Origin of the sequence: Deefgea piscis (assembly GCF_013284055.1) — a bacterium.
GTDB classification, from domain to species: Bacteria; Pseudomonadota; Gammaproteobacteria; order Burkholderiales; family Chitinibacteraceae; genus Deefgea; species Deefgea piscis.
In genome coordinates this window covers 1,322,463-1,343,273 of sequence record NZ_CP054143.1, presented here as the reverse complement: position 1 = coordinate 1,343,273, position 20,811 = coordinate 1,322,463, and the positions used below count along the sequence as shown (strand labels likewise).

The 20,811-nt window shown below is 49.6% G+C and carries 19 protein-coding genes and 1 tRNA gene; 13 read left to right on the top strand and 7 right to left on the bottom strand.

From position 1 onward, the window contains the following. Nucleotides 1-133 precede the first annotated feature (133 nt). Nucleotides 134-2,533 carry a methyl-accepting chemotaxis protein gene (locus tag HQN60_RS16365; protein WP_173532884.1) on the top strand — a complete coding sequence of 800 codons (2,400 nt, stop codon included), beginning with the start codon at nucleotides 134-136 and terminating at the stop codon, nucleotides 2,531-2,533. 122 nt (nucleotides 2,534-2,655) lie between these two features. Here HQN60_RS16365 and HQN60_RS06520 read toward each other — a convergent pair whose 3' ends face one another. The 4 genes from HQN60_RS06520 to rlmF form a co-directional block, all read right to left on the bottom strand. Continuing rightward, nucleotides 2,656-3,159 carry a DUF1269 domain-containing protein gene (locus tag HQN60_RS06520; RefSeq protein ID WP_173532883.1) on the bottom strand — a complete coding sequence of 168 codons (504 nt, stop codon included), beginning with the start codon at nucleotides 3,157-3,159 and terminating at the stop codon, nucleotides 2,656-2,658. Nucleotides 3,160-3,294: 135 nt separating this feature from the next. Next, the gene (locus HQN60_RS06515) at nucleotides 3,295-4,632 is read right to left on the bottom strand and encodes a PepSY-associated TM helix domain-containing protein (RefSeq protein ID WP_173532882.1); all 1,338 of its coding nucleotides are present in this window, start codon (nucleotides 4,630-4,632) and stop codon (nucleotides 3,295-3,297) included. Nucleotides 4,633-4,729: 97 nt separating this feature from the next. Further along, nucleotides 4,730-5,104, bottom strand: a complete 375-nt coding sequence (locus HQN60_RS06510; protein WP_173532881.1) for a hypothetical protein — start codon at nucleotides 5,102-5,104, stop codon at nucleotides 4,730-4,732. Between the two features lie 194 nt (nucleotides 5,105-5,298). Next, the gene (rlmF, locus tag HQN60_RS06505) at nucleotides 5,299-6,297 is read right to left on the bottom strand and encodes a 23S rRNA (adenine(1618)-N(6))-methyltransferase RlmF (RefSeq protein WP_173532880.1); all 999 of its coding nucleotides are present in this window, start codon (nucleotides 6,295-6,297) and stop codon (nucleotides 5,299-5,301) included. A 337-nt stretch (nucleotides 6,298-6,634) separates the two neighbouring features. Between rlmF and HQN60_RS06500 the strand changes: the two genes are divergently transcribed. The 5 genes from HQN60_RS06500 to HQN60_RS06480 all read left to right on the top strand — a co-directional run bounded on the left by HQN60_RS06500 (nucleotide 6,635) and on the right by HQN60_RS06480 (nucleotide 10,442). Beyond that, entirely contained in the window at nucleotides 6,635-6,988 is a 354-nt protein-coding gene (locus HQN60_RS06500; RefSeq protein WP_173532879.1) for a YkgJ family cysteine cluster protein, read from the top strand. Nucleotides 6,989-7,193: 205 nt separating this feature from the next. Next, nucleotides 7,194-8,831: a methyl-accepting chemotaxis protein gene (locus HQN60_RS06495; RefSeq protein WP_173532878.1), complete on the top strand. Its 1,638-nt coding sequence runs from the start codon at nucleotides 7,194-7,196 to the stop codon at nucleotides 8,829-8,831. A gap of 129 nt (nucleotides 8,832-8,960) precedes the next feature. Beyond that, nucleotides 8,961-9,497, top strand: a complete 537-nt coding sequence (def, locus tag HQN60_RS06490) for a peptide deformylase (protein ID WP_173532877.1) — start codon at nucleotides 8,961-8,963, stop codon at nucleotides 9,495-9,497. Beyond that, entirely contained in the window at nucleotides 9,490-9,837 is a 348-nt protein-coding gene (locus HQN60_RS06485; RefSeq protein WP_173532876.1) for a translation initiation factor Sui1, read from the top strand. Before def ends, HQN60_RS06485 begins: the two co-directional genes overlap by 8 nt. A gap of 296 nt (nucleotides 9,838-10,133) precedes the next feature. Beyond that, on the top strand, nucleotides 10,134-10,442 hold the full coding sequence (locus tag HQN60_RS06480; RefSeq protein ID WP_173532875.1) for a DUF2502 domain-containing protein: 309 nt from the start codon (nucleotides 10,134-10,136) through the stop codon (nucleotides 10,440-10,442). Between the two features lie 59 nt (nucleotides 10,443-10,501). Here the strand turns inward: HQN60_RS06480 and HQN60_RS06475 are convergent. Both HQN60_RS06475 and HQN60_RS06470 read right to left on the bottom strand, forming a co-directional pair. Next, nucleotides 10,502-10,586 (bottom strand) — tRNA-Leu (locus HQN60_RS06475). Between the two features lie 179 nt (nucleotides 10,587-10,765). After that, complete coding sequence (locus tag HQN60_RS06470; RefSeq protein WP_173532874.1) at nucleotides 10,766-12,250, bottom strand: glycoside hydrolase family 13 protein; 1,485 nt, start codon at nucleotides 12,248-12,250, stop codon at nucleotides 10,766-10,768. Between the two features lie 325 nt (nucleotides 12,251-12,575). Between HQN60_RS06470 and HQN60_RS06465 the strand changes: the two genes are divergently transcribed. From HQN60_RS06465 to HQN60_RS06435, 7 genes are all read left to right on the top strand, one after another. Beyond that, the gene (locus tag HQN60_RS06465) at nucleotides 12,576-12,821 is read left to right on the top strand and encodes a hypothetical protein (protein WP_173532873.1); all 246 of its coding nucleotides are present in this window, start codon (nucleotides 12,576-12,578) and stop codon (nucleotides 12,819-12,821) included. A 218-nt stretch (nucleotides 12,822-13,039) separates the two neighbouring features. Next, entirely contained in the window at nucleotides 13,040-14,092 is a 1,053-nt protein-coding gene (gene dinB, locus HQN60_RS06460; protein ID WP_254456688.1) for a DNA polymerase IV, read from the top strand. A gap of 174 nt (nucleotides 14,093-14,266) precedes the next feature. Then, nucleotides 14,267-16,294, top strand: coding sequence for a type IV pilus assembly protein FimV (locus HQN60_RS06455; protein WP_173532872.1), 2,028 nt, complete (start codon nucleotides 14,267-14,269; stop codon nucleotides 16,292-16,294). A 69-nt stretch (nucleotides 16,295-16,363) separates the two neighbouring features. Continuing rightward, the gene (gene hemC / locus HQN60_RS06450) at nucleotides 16,364-17,299 is read left to right on the top strand and encodes a hydroxymethylbilane synthase (protein ID WP_173532871.1); all 936 of its coding nucleotides are present in this window, start codon (nucleotides 16,364-16,366) and stop codon (nucleotides 17,297-17,299) included. Continuing rightward, nucleotides 17,296-18,066: a uroporphyrinogen-III synthase gene (locus HQN60_RS06445; protein WP_173532870.1), complete on the top strand. Its 771-nt coding sequence runs from the start codon at nucleotides 17,296-17,298 to the stop codon at nucleotides 18,064-18,066. The genes hemC and HQN60_RS06445 overlap by 4 nt, the downstream gene beginning before the upstream one ends. A gap of 6 nt (nucleotides 18,067-18,072) precedes the next feature. Beyond that, nucleotides 18,073-19,110: a uroporphyrinogen-III C-methyltransferase gene (locus HQN60_RS06440; protein WP_173532869.1), complete on the top strand. Its 1,038-nt coding sequence runs from the start codon at nucleotides 18,073-18,075 to the stop codon at nucleotides 19,108-19,110. After that, entirely contained in the window at nucleotides 19,107-20,297 is a 1,191-nt protein-coding gene (locus HQN60_RS06435; RefSeq protein ID WP_173532868.1) for a heme biosynthesis HemY N-terminal domain-containing protein, read from the top strand. Before HQN60_RS06440 ends, HQN60_RS06435 begins: the two co-directional genes overlap by 4 nt. Before the next feature lie 52 nt (nucleotides 20,298-20,349). On the opposite strand, the gene HQN60_RS06430 is transcribed toward HQN60_RS06435, so the two are convergent. Then, nucleotides 20,350-20,811, bottom strand: a complete 462-nt coding sequence (locus HQN60_RS06430; RefSeq protein WP_173532867.1) for a SixA phosphatase family protein — start codon at nucleotides 20,809-20,811, stop codon at nucleotides 20,350-20,352.

Here is a 20,811-nt window from a genome sequence, read left to right as displayed (position 1 = left end):
TTATAAAAACGCACAGCACTCCGCTCATGCGTATTGTCTTGACATTCAATAGAACTTTCCAAGAATAACCACATAGGCTTCACCGGTAATACCACCTCATCCTTGCTGCGATTCACTGTCGTGGAGCAAACCAATGCAAATTTCAATCCAACAACGGTTAATTTATACCGTTTTATTTTTGTCTTTAATACTCATGACCTTAGGCGGCATGGGTTTGTACAACCTGCAACAGGTCAATCAATCACTTAAAACCGTCTATGAAGACCGGGTAGTACCACTCAAACAGCTCAAAATCATTGCCGACGCCTACGCCGTTAATATCATTGATGCTGCCAATAAAGCGCAAGTTGGGCTACTCAACGCAGAAAACACCACTCAACAAGTGGCAGCTGCGCAGCAAATAATTGCTCAACAATGGCAGGCTTATAAGGCAACTACCCTCACCGCCGACGAATCGCGTTTAGCGCAAACGGCCGAACAACGCTTTGCTGTAGCCAATCAAAAAATTATGCTGTTAAAGCAGTTTTTAGCCCAGCAACAAGGCCCTATCCAAGGCCAACTCACCCAGCAGATCGGCATTTTATATCCAGCGATTGATCCAGTTGGCGAAATCATTGGCGACTTAATGAATCTGCAACTTGACGTTGCCAAGGCCGAATACTTGCAAGCGCAAACCAATTACCAGCAGGTGAAAATACTCACGATCGGATTAATTTTATTTGGCTTATGCCTGGCCGCTTTATCGTGCTTTTTACTGATTCGGGCGATTTCAATCCCGCTTTCTCGTGCGGTAGGGATTGCCGAAAATATCGCTCAAGGGCGGCTAGAGAATACCATTGAGATTCATTCACAAGACGAGACCGGACGCTTGCTGCAATCAATGCAAAATATGCAGTTAACGATTCAAGGTTTTGTTCATTCCCAAACTGAAATGGCCAAACAACACCGCGCGGGCTGGACTAGCCATCGTATGGATCCGGCCGCTTTTCCCGGTACATTTGGCGAGATGGCAGCAGAAACCAATCAACTGGTGCAATCGCATATTTTGGTCACTGAGCAAACCGTACAAGTGATTGCGCAATATGCCCAAGGCAATTTTGAAGTGGCGATGCCGCGGTTAAATGGCGATCAAGCGCAAATTACCCAAGCCATCGATCAAGTCAAACAGGCTTTACTCAATATCAGCAATGAAATTAACACCTTGGCCGAAGCCAGCGCCGCCGGTGACTTTAGCGTGCGTGGCGATGCCCAGCGTTATCAATTTAAATTTAAAGCCATGATTGACGACCTTAATCGCTTGATTAATACCTGCGATATTGGATTTAACGATATTTTGCGCGTCGCCAATGCGCTGTCGGTGGGCGATTTAAGTCAAACGATACAAAAAGAATATCCGGGCTTATTTGGCAAAGCCAAAGATGGCGTGAATCACACGGTGTTTGCGCTGAGTAGTATCGTTGCTGAAATTGAAAGCATGGTGACTGCGGCGGCCGAGCATGGCAATTTTAGTTTACGGCTCGATGTTAAAGATAAAACCGGCTTTAGCGCCCGCATCGCCCATTTGCTCAATCGATTGTCTGAGGTCACCGAGATGGGTTTGCGCGATGTGATGCAAGTTGCCAGCGCCTTGGCGCAAGGCGATTTAAGCCAAACGATTCGTAGAGACTACCCAGGCTTACTCGGTGAAACCAAAGAAGGCATTAATGCCACCGTATATAAATTGCAGCAATTGGTCGGAGAAATTCAACGCGCAGGCAGCACGATTCATGTTGCTGCCACCGAAATCGCGCAAGGAAATCAAGACTTATCACGCCGTACCGAAGCACAAGCAGCCAGCCTAGAAGAAACCGCGTCCAGTAGTGAAGAGCTGGCCAGCACGGTAAAACAAAATGCCGACAATGCGATCACCGCAAGGCAATTGGCACAAAATGCGGAACAGATTGCCAAAACTGGCAGCGGCTTAGTGCAATCGATCGTCACTAGCATGGCGTCGATCAATGCATCATCGGGCAAAATTGTCGACATTATTAGCGTAATTGATGGCATTGCGTTTCAAACCAATATTTTGGCACTCAACGCCGCAGTAGAAGCCGCCCGAGCTGGCGAGCAAGGGCGTGGCTTTGCCGTGGTTGCCACCGAGGTGCGTCATCTGGCACAGCGCTCGGCGATTGCGGCCAAAGAAATCAAAGTCCTCATTAACGGCAGTGTTGATGAAGTCGCACGTGGTAGCCAAATCGTCAGCTCCGCAGGCAGCACCATGACCGAAATCGAGCAAAGTATTCAGCGCGTAACGCACCTGATGCATGACATTGCCATCGCCTCCAAAGAGCAAAGCGATGGCATCGGTCAGGTCAATCAAGCAGTCGGCCAAATGGATGAAGTCACTCAGCAAAATGCCGCTCTCGTCGAAGAAGCCGCTGCGGCGGCAACCTCATTACAAGAACAAGCCGATCAATTGGCGCAGTTGGTCGGCGTCTTTAAACTCAATCCTTTAACCCCACGTCTCGCGCGATCTGCGTCTGAGGTCTATTGATATTTGCTTTCATACCAAAATATTGTTCGCGATGCAGCCCAGCATCGTCACCGCGAGCCATACAAATTGCGCGCATAAAAAAGCCGATGCATCGCATCGGCCTTGGGTTGATCATGCGCGAATTAGGCGCTTTGATCAACTTTAGCAGCGCTAAGTGCCGCTTGGAGTTTGGTTTCATCTTCATGCGATAAGGAAGTTTGAATCAGAGTCCCGCCGGTGCCGCGCAGTTGCTCGAGCACTTTATCTGGCGTCATGCTGCGCACCAAAACAAACAGCGTTGAGCTTTCTGGTTTCATATTGGCCGCCAGATCTTTCATAAACTGATCGTCAATCCCCAAATCAGTTAAAGCACCCGACAAAGCGCCGGTTGATGCACCAATCGCCATACCAACGATCGGCATTAAAAAAATCATGCCAATCAATGCGCCCCAAAAACCACCGCTGACTGCGCCTGTGGCGGTCAGATTCAGCGCTTGATGCAATTTGACTTTGCCTGCGGCATCTTTGGTGGCGACGACGGCATCTTCTAAATCAATCAGATATTCAGTTTGTAATTTACGCAAAGCCAAACGAACTTCTTCGGCTTTATACATATTGTCATAACCCACGACCACTAATGAACTCATCTCAATTCCTTTCAGAAAATTAAAATTAAATTTCAACAAAACAAAGAATTTACGTCATTGATTATTGCACAGTACTTTCAATCAATTAAGACAAAGCCATGCGCAAACCAATGAAATAGCCTAGTTTGGTATTTTTTACGCTCGGCGCAGCAGCAAAAAATCCAGTGTAAATACCAGCAAAACACTGATAAATACCATTGGCAATAACAACGCCAACACCAGCAAGATCAAACTGCCAGTTTTCCAGTGTAGTAGGCTCTGCAGGGTTTTGGGCGCAGCTAATTGACCAACAGGGCGACGCTTTAACCACATCACCACGCCACTAATTGAGATCAAAATAAGTAATACGCACGCCAATAGCATTAATAATTGATTTGGTAGGCCAAAATACTTGCCTTCATGAATCGCAATGCCATATTCAACCGCTTTGGGTACCCAGCCATATTCAGCAAATCGAATGTCCGCCAACACTTTGCCGCTGTATTGATCTAAATGCAGCGTTCTTTGCTGCACCGGATCATCCACAGCTAATGACAGCGTATAAACGCCCTTGGCATCTTTAGGCGGGCTGATCGATAAACCCGGCTGCATGTTGAGCTTGCGGGCAAGGCCTTGGATTTGCGTTAAGCTCAAAGCCGTCGCCGCCAGTGGCTGCGACTGATGCACGGCGTGCTCACTGTGTGGCAAGGGCGTGGCCTCTACCGCCCATGGGACGGCTTTATCCAACGTTGAATTTAAACTGCGAGTGAGCGGTGTCGACTCGGGCAATTGCGCCCACAAGGCACTCGGATAGCGCTGCCAAACTTCGGCAAATTTTTCACCCCAAATCCCAGTCCACGGCAAACCCGTAACCAGCAAAAACAGCAGTATGCCCGAACACCAAAATCCGCCGACCGCATGTAAATCGCGCCAAACAACTCGCTTGCCAGCGCCAAGGCGCGGTAACAAAGTCCCCCACACCCCCGACTTGCTCGGCCACCATAAATACAAGCCCGACAGCACCAGCAAAATACTCCAACTGGCGGCCAACTCAATCAGCGCATCGCCCCACGGCCCCAGCAATAATTCACCATGCAAACGCAGCGCAATACCTTGTAACGTCCAAGCAAAGTCTTGTTCGCCTAAAATTTGATTGCGATACGGGTCAATAAATACCAAGCGCTCAGCGCCGTCGGCTAATTGAATTTTAAATTGCGCGCTGCGGTCGATTTGTTCCGCCGGGGTGTATTTCGTTACCTGCATCGCCGGATAGTTGTGCTTGAGCGTCACCACCATGGCATCGGCCGTCACCGCTTGTTTGGCTGGGCTAACCAGTAATAATTGCGGATATAACAATGGATCAAGCTGCGGTTTAAACAGATAAATTGCGCCAGTCACGGCCAGCAGCATGAGTACCGGAATCACCAATAAACCGGCGTAAAAATGCCAGCGCCAAACTACCGCATAAAAATGTGAGGGTTTTGTTTTCGACATACCAAGTCTCCGACCGCGAGCGGTTGATTGGACGTGCAGCGAGCACGGCCAATCAACCGCGCTAGCGGCCTAAATTTAAAATCAATCTAATGTGTTTTTAAATCGAGAGAACAGACGGCGGGGCGTGACTTGGCGGGCGTAAAAAATCAACTGAAACGACGTGTATAACCGCTAAAACACGCGGCAGAGTAGCAACAAAAAACGCGACAAATGGCAGTAAAATCGCCACTTTTGGTGGGCAAGCGGCATTGGCGCTGGCGGCCAATAAGCATATTTTACAAATATTGCTGACTGGTGCCGCAGGCGCAGAATCAACAGGTAGGTCGCTCGTTTTAAATACGCTACTACACAACGCTGGGCGTGCGAAATCCTGCATCGGCGGGCGATGCACCATACTCATCAGCAGCATCGCCAGCACTGCAAACAGCGCTAACGTCAAACCGCTTAATCGAAACCCACGCGAAGCCAGCATTGAGAACTTGAGAATAAAAGGCCGCCGGATTCTACGAAGCACGGTAAATCGGCACAAGCGCTATTTTCAATTGTCATAATAGACAATGGGTATATTGATGCGCCCTTTAATAAAAAAGAGCCGCAGCAATATACCCATAGGTAACAATAAACAACACCCAAGCCTATCGCTGGGCTGAGATCACCAAGATCGCGTTAAGCAGACACAAAACGCTCATGCGACGCTGGCGGTATAAATGTCCAAGCAATAAAGCGGCTTTGCTTTTGCCCTTGGCTCATTTCAATCGTTCGCACATCATATGCACCGGCTTTTTCTAAAGTGCGATACAACAACGGCAAGCTACTGGCTTTAGACACCAAGCTGGTAAACCACAAGCAACGCTGAGCAATTTGCCGACTTTCTGAAATCATGCGCTGAATAAAGGCTTCTTCGCCCCCCTCACACCACAGCTCGCCGCCTTGACCACCAAAATTGAGCAGCGGTTTTGCCTCTGCTGCGCTAGCGGCCTTACTGGTACGCGGCGCTTTACCGAGGTTTTTCCATTTACGCTGCGAGCCAGCACTGGCCTCAGCCAAAGAAGCATGAAATGGCGGATTGCATAAGGTTAAATCAAAAAACTCATCGTCTTGAATAATGCCTAAAAACATCGCCCCGGGGATTTTTTGCTGGCGTAATTGAATATTCAATTGTGGATTGGCCGCCGCAATCTGCTGCGCATTGGCCAGCGCCACTTCATCGACTTCTGAGCCAACGCATTCCCAGCCGTATTCACTAGCCGCAATCAAGGGATAAACGCAATTTGCACCGCAACCAATATCCAGCACGCGAACAACGGCCGGCATTTTGCCACGATGGCTATCAATCAATAAATCCGCCAAATTGTGAATATAATCGGCGCGCCCTGGAATCGGGGGGCACAAATAACCTGCTGGCACATCCCAATTTTGTACGCCGTAAAATGCCGCCAATAAGGCGCGATTGAGCATTTTCACTGCCGCAGGATTGGCAAAATCAATCGACTCATCACCATACGGATTCACTGCAACAAAGGGTGCCAGTGCTGGGCAAGCCGCAATCAAGCTCGGAAAATCATAGCGACCACGATGTGGATTGCGCGGGTGCAATTGTGCTGGCGCTTTAGTCACGCTGGGCGCGGCAGGGCGAGAAGTTTTAGAACGCGGTTTTGCTTGCATATTTTTTAGCCTTAAATCAGTGCTGCCATTCTCGCACATTCACAGAGCGATTCGCAGGAATCAAATCTAGCCTAAGGTCTGTTGACGTTGGCGGTATCAACCGCCTTGGGGCGATTTTTGGCCAGAAGCAAGGCACGAAGCACGCCCCTGAGTCATGTTAAATCAGCACTTTGCAACGCAGAATCAACCCCAAAGCCAGCAAATCTTATTGGTCATGCAGCAAAAACGACCTTCCATCGGAATGACATCGTCATAAGCCACCGTTCATACCATGACTAAAACCGTCTTTATGATCTCGGCGTAAACTGGCGATCTTTTTTCATTGGCTCACACAAAAATGACTCCAAACAGCCAAACGATTCGCTTTTTACGCCAACGGATTCCCAGCTTTGAATGTATTGTCGGTTGCCATGATTGTTGTGGTCCTGTAACCACCTCACCCGAAGAAATGTCTCGCCTACCGCGTAAAACAGCGGCTGAACACGAGACGGCATTGGCCGAATTATCTTGCCCGCATCTGGCGGAAAAAGGCTGCACGGTTTATCTGGAGCGCCCGCTGATTTGTCGTTTATTTGGCACGACGCCCGCCTTGCCCTGCCCGCATGGCCGTCGCCCTGAATTCATGATAGCCCCGCAAATTGAGCAACAAATTCATCACTATATGGCCAGCACCCGACAAGTCTTGGTTTAATCAAAAACTAAGGTCTGTTCATACTTGCACTTTAGAAAGCGAAATAAATGCCGATACCTTTTAAAACAATAACATTGTCAACCACGGCGATTACAACAAGGCAGCAGTGCTTGTCATTACCAGCGTATTGATCTCAATGAATCCACTTTCAATTCCTACCGTACACCACGAAAAATTGACGCAGTATTCGCCCGGAGCTTTGACCATGTTTGCTAAAATTTCTACTCGACTCATGCTGGGCTTTGGTTTGTTGCTCGCACTCTTACTCGCCATTATCGCCATCAGCGTATTAAATATTCGCAATTTACAGCAGTCTAGCGCGCAAATTTTGCAGTCGGACGTAGCCGTTGGCGATCAAGCACAAGAAATTCGCTATCTCGTCACCCGAACCCGCCAAAGAGAAAAAGACTTATTTTTTGCCGTGGATGTGCAAAACCCTGATGCCGTAAAAAAACTGAAAGCCGAATGGGATACACAACTGACCGAACTCAACACGGCGATTAGTGCTTTCAGCGCATTACCACTCTCGCCGGAACTCAAAAGCAGTGCCGCTCAAATGCCGATGCAAGTGAAAGGCTATCAAGACGCACTCAACACCGTATATAGCCAAATTGCTTCAGGCCAAATCACCACGCCGCAACAAGCCAATTTGGCACTTGAGCCCTATAAACAGCCGATTCGCGATCTGAGTGACACTGTAAAACAAAGCTACGATGTGTCGCATCAAGCCATGTTGGCCGCGCAATCTAAAATCACCGAACAAGCGGATCAAAGTCGTAACTCTCTCTTACTGATGGGCGTGATCGCCCTACTGGCTGGTATTGCCGCCGCGATATTGATCAGCCGCTCGATTATTCGGCCGCTGCATTTTATGCAGCATGAAATCATGCAAATTGATCAACAGAGTGACCTGACTCGCCGCCTACCGCTCGATGGCGGCACCGAGCTCGCCGATATGGCGCAGGCCATTAATCGTTTACTCGGCGCGCTAGCCGCCACTTTGGGTGAGTTACAACAGCAATCATCGCAACTGAAAAGTTCTGCGCAACAATTATCAAGCACCTCCGCACAAGTTAAAAACAGCTCTGAAATACAATCCGATCAAAGTATTTCAATGGCCGCGACGCTAGAACAAATCTCAACCAGCATTAGCCATATCGCCAATTTATCCGGCGACGCACGGCAAATGTCACAGCAATCAGGGCAAGCGGCCAGCCATGGCGTCGAGCACATTAGTACGATGGTGGCCGATATTAGCCGCATTGCCGATTCGATTCGCCAAGCCGCACTCACCGCCGAAGAGCTCGACGCATCATCAGATCGAATTTCTGGCATTACCATGGTGATTAAAGATGTCGCCGACCAAACTAATCTACTTGCGCTCAATGCGGCCATCGAAGCGGCGCGTGCCGGCGAGCAAGGCCGTGGCTTTGCCGTGGTTGCCGATGAAGTGCGTAAATTAGCCGAGAAAACCGGCCGTTCAGCACAAGAAATTTCGGCCATGATTAGCACGATTCAACATGGTGCAAAAAATATGGCCGAACAAATGCGAACGTCGGTCAGCAGCGTGGAAACCGGAATGCAAGTGGCTCACAATGCCGGCCAAGCCATGAGCAGCATTAGTGGCAGCGCGCAATCGGTGGCGCAAGTGATTGAAGAAGTGAATATTGCGCTGGCCGAACAATCATCGGCCAGCCAAATGCTCGCCAATCGCGTGGAATCTATCGTCCAAATGATTGATGAAAACACCCAAAGTACCGCCCACGTTGCGGGAACGGCTCAGACACTCGACACCATGGCCGATACGCTGAGTAATCAAATTGCGCGCTATCGCGTCAGTTAGGATCTGTTGACGTTTGCTTTTCCACCGCGCTGGCAGCAAAAATGAATCACGGCTGCATATGCAGCCGTTTTTATTTCAGCGCATGGATTCGATCAGTTAAAATTAAATTTTTCCTTACACAAATCAATCATGCCTATTCGTCCAGTGTTAAAAATGGGTGAGCCCTTGCTACTGACTACGGCACAAACAGTCAGCGAATTTAATACCCCCGAGCTGCATGCACTCATCGTCGATTTATTCGATACGATGGCCGACAGCCAAGGTGTGGGTATTGCTGCGCCGCAAATCGGCGTAAGCCTGCAAGTGGTGGTGTTTGGATTTGCCCAAAATGCGCGTTATCCCGATGCCGATGCGGTACCACAAACAATACTCATCAATCCCATCATTACTCCCATTGGCATAGAGCTCGAATCTGGCTGGGAGGGGTGTCTGTCTGTACCTGGCTTAAGAGGTGTCGTACCGCGCTATACCCAGATACGCTATCAAGGCTTTGATCAATTTGGTACTCCAATTGATCGCACCGTGAGTGGCTTTCACGCCCGCGTCGTGCAGCACGAATGCGACCATCTATTTGGCGTGCTGTATCCACAACGCATCACCGATATGACGCAATTTGGCTATACCGAGGTGCTATTTCCCAAGCTGAAGGCAGAGCAAGATGAGTAAAAAATCCAGCGGTGGACTCGTCTATTCAACCGAGCACGGCACAATGTGCCCAACGTGTCGTCAGCCGCAAGCAGCATGCAGCTGCAAAGCGGCACTCCCCAGTGGCGACGGTATCGCCCGAGTGGGCCGCGAGCTACGTAAGGGCAAGGCGGTGATTGTCGTCAAAGGCTTAATTTTAGATAGCGCCGCCCTCTCGGCGCTGGGCAAACAACTCAAAACCTTATGTGGCACCGGTGGCACGGTCAAAGATGGGCAAATTGAAATCCAAGGCGAGCATCGCGACAGCATCATCAACGAACTAAACCGACAAGGTTTTAAAACCAAACGTGCCGGAGGCTAATGCCTACTAGCGCTGGCTTAGTTGTTGCAAACGCCACCTTAAGTAATTAAAACGCCAAGCACTGTGCGCATGCTACAACACAGCGCCGCCGCGAACAGCACGCCAACGCGGCGGGTTCAGCCAACGTCAACAGGCGCCAGAAGTAGCGCAAAATTACCATCCCAAGAGTGGCCTGCATCATAGCTGCAATCGAAGATAGAACTTATGCTCAGTACAGGTGCAAAAGTGTGATCGCCATTGGCCACCACACATTTGCGTTACAAGTTAATCGCTGCTTTCTATTGATAATCGTGTCTATGAACAAGCTCTTTATTCTGGCAATCAGCGCAGCATGTGCTTTTCCGCTGAGCGCCACTGCCAGTATCAATATCTCCATCGGCACCCCGGTGGTGATTTCACCAGCAACGCCAATCTTGCAACTCGGGTCGCGCAATCATCGAGGCTATTACTGGGATGGCCGCTATTGGCAAAGCCCACGATATTGGTCGTCGCATTACCGCTATCATCAAGGACGCTGGCATGATCGCGACGATAAGCGATATAAGAAATATAAAAAGCATCACCACCACGGCCGTGATCGTGATCGCGACTGGGATGATGATTAAGCAAAACAGGAATGTGCAGACGTAAAAAAGCCGATCTAAAAGATCGGCTTTTTTGAATTTGGTGCCCGGGGCCGGACTCGAACCGGCACACCTTTCGGCGGGGGATTTTGAGTCCCCTGCGTCTACCAATTCCGCCACCCGGGCATGAGTGTGTTCTGTGTAGGAGGCGGATTATTCCTGATTCGACCTTGCTTGGCAAGCATTTTAAACAAAATTTATTGCGATTAAAAAATATCTCAATAAAATCAATGGCCATTCAAAATTAAACCCTGCGATAAACCCAGCCGATTACGTTGACTGCCAATCACGCGCTGGGCGTGGCATTACTGATTCCGCGGTTTAAAAAAAGTGTAGTTTTGGTAAGGCTCAAACGCCTGATAAATCGCCACCGATCGTGCAGGCAATTGCAGCAACACACTACCGGCCTGCATTTTGCAATCTGGCGCGCCACCTAAAGCATCGCGCAATGGCACGCCGTCATACCAATGCGAATAGGGAATCAATAAACGACTCGCCAGCGGCGTATCGGCCAAGTTCACCACCACCAAGGCAGCCTCCCCCGGAACATCGGTGGCGCGTAAAAACACCAGGGTATTACCAGCCAGTCGATGGCCCAAAACGATAATATCGCCATACTGTAGGGCGGTATTTTGCTGGCGAATGGCAATCAATTGCTTAACCCACGATCGCTGCGCGTGATTCCAGTCGGCCTCGTTCCAACGCATTGGCCGGCGGCAATCTGGATCCGCGCCACCTTGCATACCGATTTCTTCGCCGTAATAAACGAGCGGGATACCCGGCAAAGTAAATTGCATCGCCATCGCCAGTTGCGCGTCATGCAAATTACCAACGGTGGTAATCAAACGCGGCGTATCGTGGCTCGACAACATATTCCACGAACACAACAAGCCTTTCAAGCCATACGCATCACGAGCATCTTGAATCGCCGCATTCATTTGTATGCTGTCGATTTCGCCTGCCAGCCAAGCCAAAATCGCGGTGCGATACCAGTAATTCATCATGCCGCTATAACCAGCACCAGCCTGAAACCAGCCGCCAGAAAAACCATTTAATTCACCAAGTAATCCAGCCTCTGGATACGCTTTACCCACCACCTCGGCCATCTCTTGTGCGACGGGTATACCGACGTCTTGCGCGACATCAAAGCGCCAGTTGTCGATACCTCGACTTAACCAGTATTGCACTACGCTTTGTGGCTGACGATACAGCACGTCTCTCACCGCCGGATTGGCCAAATTAAGCTCTGGCATCAAACCATAATCTTGCCAACATAAATAACGCCCATCAGCCAGAAAAGTAAACCAATCACGCTTGCTTGGGTCGCCTTGTTGTGCGGCTAAAAACCACGGATGAAATTCAGAAACATGATTAAGCACGGCATCTAGCGTCAGATTCATACCTTGTTGATGCAATGTATCGATCAAACGTAGTAGTGCCGCTTCACCACCAAACATCGCGTCAATAGTAAAAAAATCCGTGGCGTCGTATTTATGATTGCTTGGGGCGCTAAAAATCGGCGTGAGGTAAATCCCTGTCACCCCTAAATCCAGCAAATAATCGATTTTGTCAGCTATACCATCTAAGTCACCGCCAAAAAATTGCTGTCCCCATGGCTGATTTAAGGTGCTGTCATCCCAGCCACATTTGGCGACATTCGGCATCGCATACGCTGCGTTGGCGAGTTTTTCCGCGCTACTTAAGCCACCGCCAATGGCAAATCGCTCGGGAAAGATCTGATACACAATTTGACTAGCGCGCCGACGAGTAAGGTCATCCAGTTGAGTCATCACATCGCCCCATTGACAGTGAAATACATTAACCGTAGCAGAACATCAACCGACTCCAATATTGTTTTTAGCTAACTCAAAACTGACAAAACCCAAAAAACAACACTCCGACTTTATTTCTTAACTGCAACAAAATGGTAAAAATATAATCAGATACTGAATGCTGACTCAGCCGTTTGCTGCCCAAACGAAACATCACGGCAAAAGAGCGCGAGTGGTTCATTTTAAAAGCAATGATTTGATGCTGTGCCTATGCGCTCAATGCAAATCAAGCGTAGAACACAGCGGCAGATCGGCGCTTCAATAAGCTGCAATTGGAGACCTCATGATCGAGCACAATTACATTCTGAAGCTTATGACTATCCACGGCGTCGAGCAGTCCATCGCGACCGGGACTTACGATTCAATTCTCAACGCCTACAACAATAAACGCAAAAAACTCAGCATCGGCCAACGCGTCACCATGTCGCGCCGTTGTGACACTGGCGATGTGGTGCTAAAAACCTGCGCCCCTAGCGGTCGAAAATACCCGACTCAGCGCAGCTATATCATGGCGAACTACTGCCGCTAATCAACGCGGATTTCGCCAGCGCAGTGCAATCACCAACAGTGCTACCAGTCATTACTGGCGGCACTGCGATGTATTGCTATGCAAATCATTTAAATATTGATCCACATCGATATACCCAATAAGACCATACCAAAGTAGCACGATTGCCGCTGAAGCAGAAAATACTGACAGTCATATAGAACGAACGTACAATTTGTTTTATTTACTCAAGCCACATTGTGACCTCTCAGCGCAAAATTATTCATATCGATTGCGACTGCTTTTATGCCGCCGTTGAAATGCGTGATCGACCTGAACTCCGCGCAGTCCCCCTCGCCGTGGGTGGCTCGGCAGAGCGGCGTGGCGTCATTGCCACTTGCAACTACCTTGCGCGCCAATTTGGCATTCATTCGGCCATGTCGACCTATCGAGCGCAACAGCGTTGCCGGCAGTTGGTGGTCGTTCCACCCGATTTTGCCCGTTACAAAGCGGCATCACAGGCAATGCGCGCCATTTTTGCCGATTACACCGATCAAATCGAGCCGCTGTCTTTGGATGAGGCGTATTTAGACGTTAGCGGCCAACCGCATTGCGCAGGTAGCGCCTCGAGAATGGCCGAGCAAATTCGGGCGCGTATCGAACGCGAAATCGGTATTACCGCCAGCGCAGGCATTGCGCCGAATAAATTACTCGCCAAAATTGCCAGCGATTGGCGTAAACCGAATGGACAATTTGTAATTCGCCCCCAAGATATTGCCGAGTTTATGCCGCAGCTACCAACCAGAAAACTATGGGGTATTGGTAAGGTCACCGCAGATAAACTCGCCTTGCGCGGTATACATACCTGCGCCGATATTCAAGCTTGGTCACTAGAACAGCTCATTGCTGAATTTGGTCGCTTAGGACATTTACTCTACGAGCAAGCTCAAGGCATCGATCATCGCCCGGTGGCCCCGCATGAAAGTCGAAAATCTTTATCGGTAGAAAATACATTCGCCCATGATTTAACTGCCATGGCGTGCCAGCAAGCACTGGCGGAATTATTTAGCGATTGGCAAATTAGAATGCAGCGTTTAGCCGATGAGCGAATTCATAAAGCATTTATCAAAATTAAATTTGCTGATTTCACACAAACGACAGTGGAATGTATTTGCAACTCGCCGCAATTAAATACCTATATTCGGCTACTTGAACAAGGTTTAAAACGTAGTCCACAAGCCGTGCGTTTATTGGGTTTAGGGGTGCGTTTTGACGAACAGCGCAAAGTACCGGAGCAGCTTTGTTTATGGTGAAATGACTTTGTGCAGCATTTTTTATGCTTTGCCAGTTGCACAAACAAACCTGCAATTGCTCTCCAGCACATTAATATATGCTTATATTTGAAAAAACTCAGCAAATTAGCTAAAAATGAATATTGCGTAATCTTATTTATTTTTTTGTTGAGTTGAATGCCAGAAGGCCTGACAATGAATGAAATATTCAATTTATGGTTTAAATTATCAATGCCGCATTTTAAATTTCGCCGCGCCACACTTTGCGCGACCATTGGTACACTGGGTCTAAGTTTTGGTTCAGCTCATGGCATGACCATGGGCGAGTTGCAATTACAGTCCTACATAGGACAACCCTTTCGCGGACTTGTACCCTATCGCTTAAATGCTGGCGAAGCGATCAATGAACAATGTATTGAATTACGCGCCTCCAACAATGAATTACCCGGCTTAGGCCCTGCCACCATCCAACTCCGTCCTAACGGAGAACTCAGCGGTGTACTGTTAATCGAATCACGTTCTGCGGTTGGTGAACCAACGATTGCTTTTGCGGTTAAATTCGCCTGCGCCAATCAACAAATGACGCGCGATTTCACGGCCTTTTTAAATATCGCACCACTCAGAGCCGAACGTGATACGCCGAGTCGCCCACTAGCGCGTGAAGTGCGCCCGCGCCGAGCCGAAGCAAGCAATGAGCAAGACGTCTCGCCGAGAACAGATCATCAGCTCACGCTAAAAAAACCAATGAGTTTGCGCGAACTCACGAAACGCTATTACCCCGAAAATACCCCGCAATACCCACGCTATTTGCAAAAACTCAGCGCCAATAACCCTGACCTTGACCCCAACGCCGAACTGAGCGCGGGGACTGTGGTGAGCATTCCCGACAAGCTACGCTCAGTGCGAAAAAAATCGCCAACCACGCCCACAGTCGAAGCGGGTCAATTGCGACTCGATAGCGAGCCGAGTCAACGCACTAAACCAACGAGCACGGGCACGCCATCACCAGCGCAATACACTCAAGTTTTAGAAGAAAAAGTCAAAACACTGGAAGAGCTGCAGTTCAAATTACAACTGGAAGTCGAACAACTCAATGCACGCCTAAGCCAGCTCAATACGAGCGCTGGCTTAGCAGTAGCCAGCCAGCCGATGGCTAGCGCGCCCGATGCACTCATCATCGCCAGCACCGTCAAAACCGCAGCAGTCAGTGAGACTGCCGCCATCACCGCCAGTCAACCGAATAAAAGACGCATTATGCCAACGCCAGAAGTCGCTGAGCCAGAAAGCAATACGCCAGCTTGGTTGATTGGTTTAGGTTTAATTGGCATTGCCACCACGGTCGGCGGCTGGCTATTTTGGCGCCGTCGCCAAGCGCAGCAAATAAATGAGCTCGCTCCCCATAGCGAACAAACCTTGATGGGGCAGTTTAAAACCTATGCCACACGGCATAAAACCACTGAGCACACGCCAACCATGATGTCTTTTTTACATCACCCTGGCGCGGGGATTGAAGTGAGCGATTTTGATTCTGTCGATCTGGCACGAATCCAAATTATGCTCGGGCAAGGCGAGGTCGCCGAGGCGATTGATTTACTGTATCGCAGCATTGATGAAGACCCTGAAGACATCGAGCGCTGGTTAATGCTATTCCGTGTTTTCCGTCAGCAAGGCATGAAAACCGAATATGCCAATTTGGCAAAAAACCTCAGCTTGATCGTAAAAGACGAAGCCGATTGGGAGCTGGTGCGTAATATCGGCTCAAAACTTGATCCAGAGAATGAACTCTATCAGCGCCACAATAGCCCCAGCACCATGGGCAACACCATCAGTAGCGCCGTCGGTGGCACCATGGGCAGCGCCTTAATCACGCCGGATAACAACAGCGTTGAGCTGGATATCCACCCAGAGCCAACACCGGCAACGATGATGTCTGCGTTCTTGGATATCGAAACACCGCGCGCACCACCTGCGGCAATGGACTTTGAAGTCAGCGACAGCGCATCAATGAGCAAGCCAGAAATCATGTTGGATATTCAGCTGCCTGACGTGCACAATGAAATACCAGGAATGCTATTTCAAGCAACAGAGGAAATCGAAATGTTTCCGGCTTTTGAGCCAGAAATAACGGCGAGCACCCCAGAATCTACGGTGCCACATTTGGACTTTCTTGACTTCAATACAGAGAGTAGCCCACAGCCTGAGCGCAAACGTCATCTCGAATAAGGCGCGAGCAGCGCATGCTGCATCGCGCATGTTAGACTTGTGTTTTTGTCTGACTGAAGGATTTTTCTTATGAGCCCAACTCTGCCTACCAAAGTGGTCATCGCCACTCGCGAAAGCCCGCTGGCACTCTGGCAAGCTCATTTTGTGAAGTCTTGGCTCGAAAAAACCTATCCGCATTTATCGGTGCAATTACTGGGGATTACCACGCAAGGCGATAAAATTTTAGACGTCACGTTAAATAAAATCGGCGGCAAAGGCTTGTTCGTCAAAGAGCTCGAACAAGCCATGAGTGAGGGTCGCGCCGACTTGGCCGTACACTCAATGAAAGACGTACCTATGGTATTGCCAGAAGGCTTTAGCCTGGCGGCAATCGGTGAGCGCGAAGATCCGCGTGATGCCTTTGTTTCCAATCGATTCAAACATCCGGACGAGCTGCCTGCTGGTGCAATTGTGGGCACCGCCAGCTTGCGCCGCGAAAGCCAAATTCGCTCACTGTATCCGCATTTAGTGGTTAAGCCGCTGCGTGGCAATGTCGGCACCCGTCTCAAAAAACTCGACGACGGTGAGTTTGACGCCATTATCTTAGCGGCCGCCGGTTTAAAACGACTCGGTCTTACCGAACGTATCGCTTGCGAGCTGTCACCTGAAATTAGCCTACCGGCACCGGGGCAAGGCGCTGTAGGGATTGAAATTTGCAGCGATCGCGCGGATTTAATGGCCTTACTGGCGCCATTCAATCACGCCGAAACTGCCGCTTGCGTCACAGCGGAACGGGCCTTATCACGGCGCTTAAATGGCTCATGCCAAATTCCGCTGGCGGCTTATGCCACCAATGAAGAAGGCTTTTTACGCTTACGCGGTTTAGTGGCGATGCCCGATGGTAGCCATCGTGTGGTTGCCGAATCCAATGGCTCATTCGCGGCTGCGGATGGCTTAGGGCGTATCGTTGCCGACTTACTCTGCACCGAGGGCGCTCGCGAGATTCTTAAACAACTAGCGGTATGACTTTAGCGCTTGCCGGCTTGCGATTATGGATCACTCGGCCTGAAGCACAGGCCGGGTATTTAGCTGCGTCACTCTCTAAGCATGGCGCACAGAGCCATACCCTTCCACTACTGACAATTTCGCCCCCCAATCCAGCGCAAGAACTACAGAATGCACTGGCCCAGCTCGAGCAATTTGATCTGGCGATTTTTATTAGTCCTTCGGCATTAGATCAAGTGATGTTGGCACACTCAAAGCCTTGGCCCAGTCATTTACCCGTTGCCGTCATTGGTCCGGGCAGTGCCGAACGAGCCGCCCAATTAGGCATGCAGCACATCATTTGTCCCGCGCAGCAATTTGATGGTGAAGGTTTGTTGGCGACGTTGGGTGAGCAAACCGGCAAAAAAATTGTGCTGTTTCGTGGCAATGGTGGCCGCGATATTTTGCCAGCGGGCTTAATCGCAGCGGGTGCCAGCGTACAATTGGTGACGGCCTACCAGCGCACTGTGGCCGCTTTAGATCGACCAGAGATTGAGCAACAATTGGCTTTGGGCTGTGATGGCATTATTATTTCTAGCTCGGAAGCCGCACAACACTTATTGAACTGGGCTGGAGAGCAAGCGCAGCTCAAGTTACAATGTAGGCTCTATTTTGTTCCGCACCCACGAATTGCAGCAGCACTCAAAGCGCATGGCGCTCAGCATATAGTGCTAACCGAGGCGGGCGATGATGGTATTACCCGTTCGATTTGCCGGTATTTTTCACCGGTTTCATCTCAAAAAGTGTAGAGCCCGATGAATCAAGACAATCCAAATACTTTTTCTGCGGCACTGAATACCACGCCACGCCGTGCGATGCCGCAACCCGCGCTGATATTAGCGATTGTGGCCATTTTAGCCAGCGCAGGCGCTTGGCTATACCAGCAAAACGCAATGGAATCACTCAAGCTAGAACTGAGTCGTGAACTGGCAAATAATAATAAATTGCAGCAAGAGCTACGCCAATCGAGCTTACAGTCCAGCCAAGCACAGCAAAAAATTATCTCGCGCCTTGATATTCAAGAAAACAAGCAAGCTGAATCCAGTGCGCGACAAGAAGCGCTCAATAATATGTACGATAACCTCAGCCGAGGTGAAACCTTGCATAGTCTGGCTGAAGTCGAGCAAATGCTGTCTTTTGCCAGCCAACAATTACAAATTGCTGGCGATATCAATAGCGCATTAACCGCGTTAAATAATATTGATGTGCAATTGGCTCAGCTAAATCGCCCTGAGCTCATTAGCGTTCGCCAAGCACTAACCAAAGACATCAATACCTTAAAAGGTACGCCCTATCTGGATGTGATTGGGATTACCGCCAAGCTCAATAGCATTATTGATAGTGTTGATCAATTGCCGCTGATTGTGGATGCCGGACACAATATCGCACCGGCGCATCAAGCCAACACGCAGCACAATGCCGCGCAGCGCCTTGGCGCTGAAATTTGGCATGAACTGAAGCAACTGATTCAAATTCGCCGCATCGATCAACCCGATCTAATCTTGTTATCCCCTGAGCAAGGTTTCTTTTTGCGCGAAAATATTAAATTGCGCCTACTCAATGCGCGCGCCGCATTATTACTACGTAACGAAACGGCATTTCGCAGCGACCTCAAAGCCACTGAGCGTTATTTACAGCAATTTTTTGATGCCCGCGCTCCGGCCACTGATAATGCAATTAAGGTTTTGCGCCAACTACAAACGCACCCCCTCGCGATCACTATGCCAGATTTAAGTGCTAGCCTTGCTGCCGTACGCAATGCACGCACGACTGCCGAGAGGGCCAATCCGTGAGATTCTTAATCTGGTTTATTGGCTTATTTTCACTGGCCGTTGGCTTAACCCTCTTTGCCCAAGTCAATAGCGGCTACGCCTTGATTTTCTTACCGCCTTGGCGGCTTGAGATTTCTCTCAATATTTTCATTCTGCTATTGATTGGCAGCGTAATCGTGCTGTATTTGGGTCTGCGGATGTTGGCCGAACTGGGTGGCTTACCCGAGCGCGTGCGCCGCTATCGCTTACGCCAACAAGAAATTGCTTCGGTGCAACTCGAACGCGATGCACGCACAGCATTTTATGAAGGTCGTTTTCAACGCTCAGAACGACTCGCTAGCGAAGCTTTTGCAGCCAGCCCCAATGATGCCGCCTATGCCGTAAATGGTTTATTGGCTGCTCGTGCTGCGCATTCAATTCGTGATTACGCCAAACGTGATGCTTATTTTGAGCAATTGCAAACTCGCCTTGGTGGGCAACATTTAGCAACATTAATGTCGATGGCTGAACTTTACTTGGATGAGCGCCGCTACAACGAAGCCAGTCAAGCCATCGCTGCGGCGCGAGAAATCAACCCTAAACTCACTGCCGCAATGAAAATCGAATTGCGCTTACGCCAGCGTGAACGTAATCCAGATGCGGTACTAAAACTGGTTGAACAATTAACGCGCAGCGACGCACTCGATGCCGAGCAAGCCAATCACATTCGAATTGCTGCGTATCAGCAACAATTACGCCAACATCCAATGAGCGTGCGCGAGCTAAAAGATTGGAGTCGCAAAGTCCCCGAGGCCGAAAGACTTAACCCACAATTAGCCGCCAGCATCGCAGCGCAATATCAAGAGCAAGGCGAACCGACACTCGCTCGCGACACTTTGGCCGCCGCCATTGATGCCGAATGGAATAGTGAATTACTCGAGCAATATGGCTTGCTTGGGCTGCGCGCAGAAGCTTTAACCGCACAGCTACAACAGGCGGAACAATGGCTCAAACAACACCCGAATGATCATCGCTTATTACTGACTTTGGGACGTTTATGCTATCAGCGCGAGCTATGGGGCAAGGCACAGACTTATTTGGAAGCGAGCATTGCCGTTAAACCGACCGCCATTGCACATGCTGAATTAGCGCGACTGCTCGATCAACTCGAGCATACCGAAGAAGCCAATTTACATTACCGTGCCAGCTTAAGCATTGCGCTCAGCTAATTGGCATAGTTCATCGACAGCAAAAAGGCGGCTAAGCCGCCTTTTTTGTCTTTCAAACTAACTCCGGCCCCAATGCCGCCTTGAGTACATACTTAACTCGACCATCAATCACGCGGCGTTGAATCCACCAAATGCCACCTTTACGTGTATGCCAATCGAGCTCTTTACCCGTTAATAGCAGCGAGGCCACTTGGCCAATATGCGGCTGATGGCCGACCATCACCACCACTTTGCCGATATCTCGAGGCCAATGTGCCAGCTCTAAATAGGCGGCGTTAAAGCCGCCTAGATTAATCCGCCGATCCACTTCCGCATCCGCACGTAGATAACGTGCCGTGGCTTGACTACGAATCGCTTCACTACAAATTAATCGGTATTGGGCAACGTCTTTAAGCTGCACTCGCAACCAAGCGGCCATTCGTTTCGCCTGCTTAATTCCTTTTGGCGTGAGTGGCCGCGCCTGATCTTCTGGGCCTTCTGCTGCGTCTGCATGTCGCCATAGAATTAAATCCAT

Bases quoted from the DNA above. Each gene is read 5' to 3' on its own strand.
- HQN60_RS16365 (WP_173532884.1), top strand. From the start codon at position 134: ATGCAAATTTCAATCCAACAACGGTTAATTTATACCGTTTTATTTTTG.
- HQN60_RS06520 (WP_173532883.1), bottom strand. From the start codon at position 3,159: ATGAGTTCATTAGTGGTCGTGGGTTATGACAATATGTATAAAGCCGAA.
- HQN60_RS06515 (WP_173532882.1), bottom strand. From the start codon at position 4,632: ATGTCGAAAACAAAACCCTCACATTTTTATGCGGTAGTTTGGCGCTGG.
- HQN60_RS06510 (WP_173532881.1), bottom strand. From the start codon at position 5,104: ATGCTGGCTTCGCGTGGGTTTCGATTAAGCGGTTTGACGTTAGCGCTG.
- rlmF (WP_173532880.1), bottom strand. From the start codon at position 6,297: ATGCAAGCAAAACCGCGTTCTAAAACTTCTCGCCCTGCCGCGCCCAGC.
- HQN60_RS06500 (WP_173532879.1), top strand. From the start codon at position 6,635: ATGACTCCAAACAGCCAAACGATTCGCTTTTTACGCCAACGGATTCCC.
- HQN60_RS06495 (WP_173532878.1), top strand. From the start codon at position 7,194: ATGTTTGCTAAAATTTCTACTCGACTCATGCTGGGCTTTGGTTTGTTG.
- def (WP_173532877.1), top strand. From the start codon at position 8,961: ATGCCTATTCGTCCAGTGTTAAAAATGGGTGAGCCCTTGCTACTGACT.
- HQN60_RS06485 (WP_173532876.1), top strand. From the start codon at position 9,490: ATGAGTAAAAAATCCAGCGGTGGACTCGTCTATTCAACCGAGCACGGC.
- HQN60_RS06480 (WP_173532875.1), top strand. From the start codon at position 10,134: ATGAACAAGCTCTTTATTCTGGCAATCAGCGCAGCATGTGCTTTTCCG.
- HQN60_RS06470 (WP_173532874.1), bottom strand. From the start codon at position 12,250: ATGACTCAACTGGATGACCTTACTCGTCGGCGCGCTAGTCAAATTGTG.
- HQN60_RS06465 (WP_173532873.1), top strand. From the start codon at position 12,576: ATGATCGAGCACAATTACATTCTGAAGCTTATGACTATCCACGGCGTC.
- HQN60_RS06455 (WP_173532872.1), top strand. From the start codon at position 14,267: ATGAATGAAATATTCAATTTATGGTTTAAATTATCAATGCCGCATTTT.
- hemC (WP_173532871.1), top strand. From the start codon at position 16,364: ATGAGCCCAACTCTGCCTACCAAAGTGGTCATCGCCACTCGCGAAAGC.
- HQN60_RS06445 (WP_173532870.1), top strand. From the start codon at position 17,296: ATGACTTTAGCGCTTGCCGGCTTGCGATTATGGATCACTCGGCCTGAA.
- HQN60_RS06440 (WP_173532869.1), top strand. From the start codon at position 18,073: ATGAATCAAGACAATCCAAATACTTTTTCTGCGGCACTGAATACCACG.
- HQN60_RS06430 (WP_173532867.1), bottom strand. From the start codon at position 20,811: ATGGATTTAATTCTATGGCGACATGCAGACGCAGCAGAAGGCCCAGAA.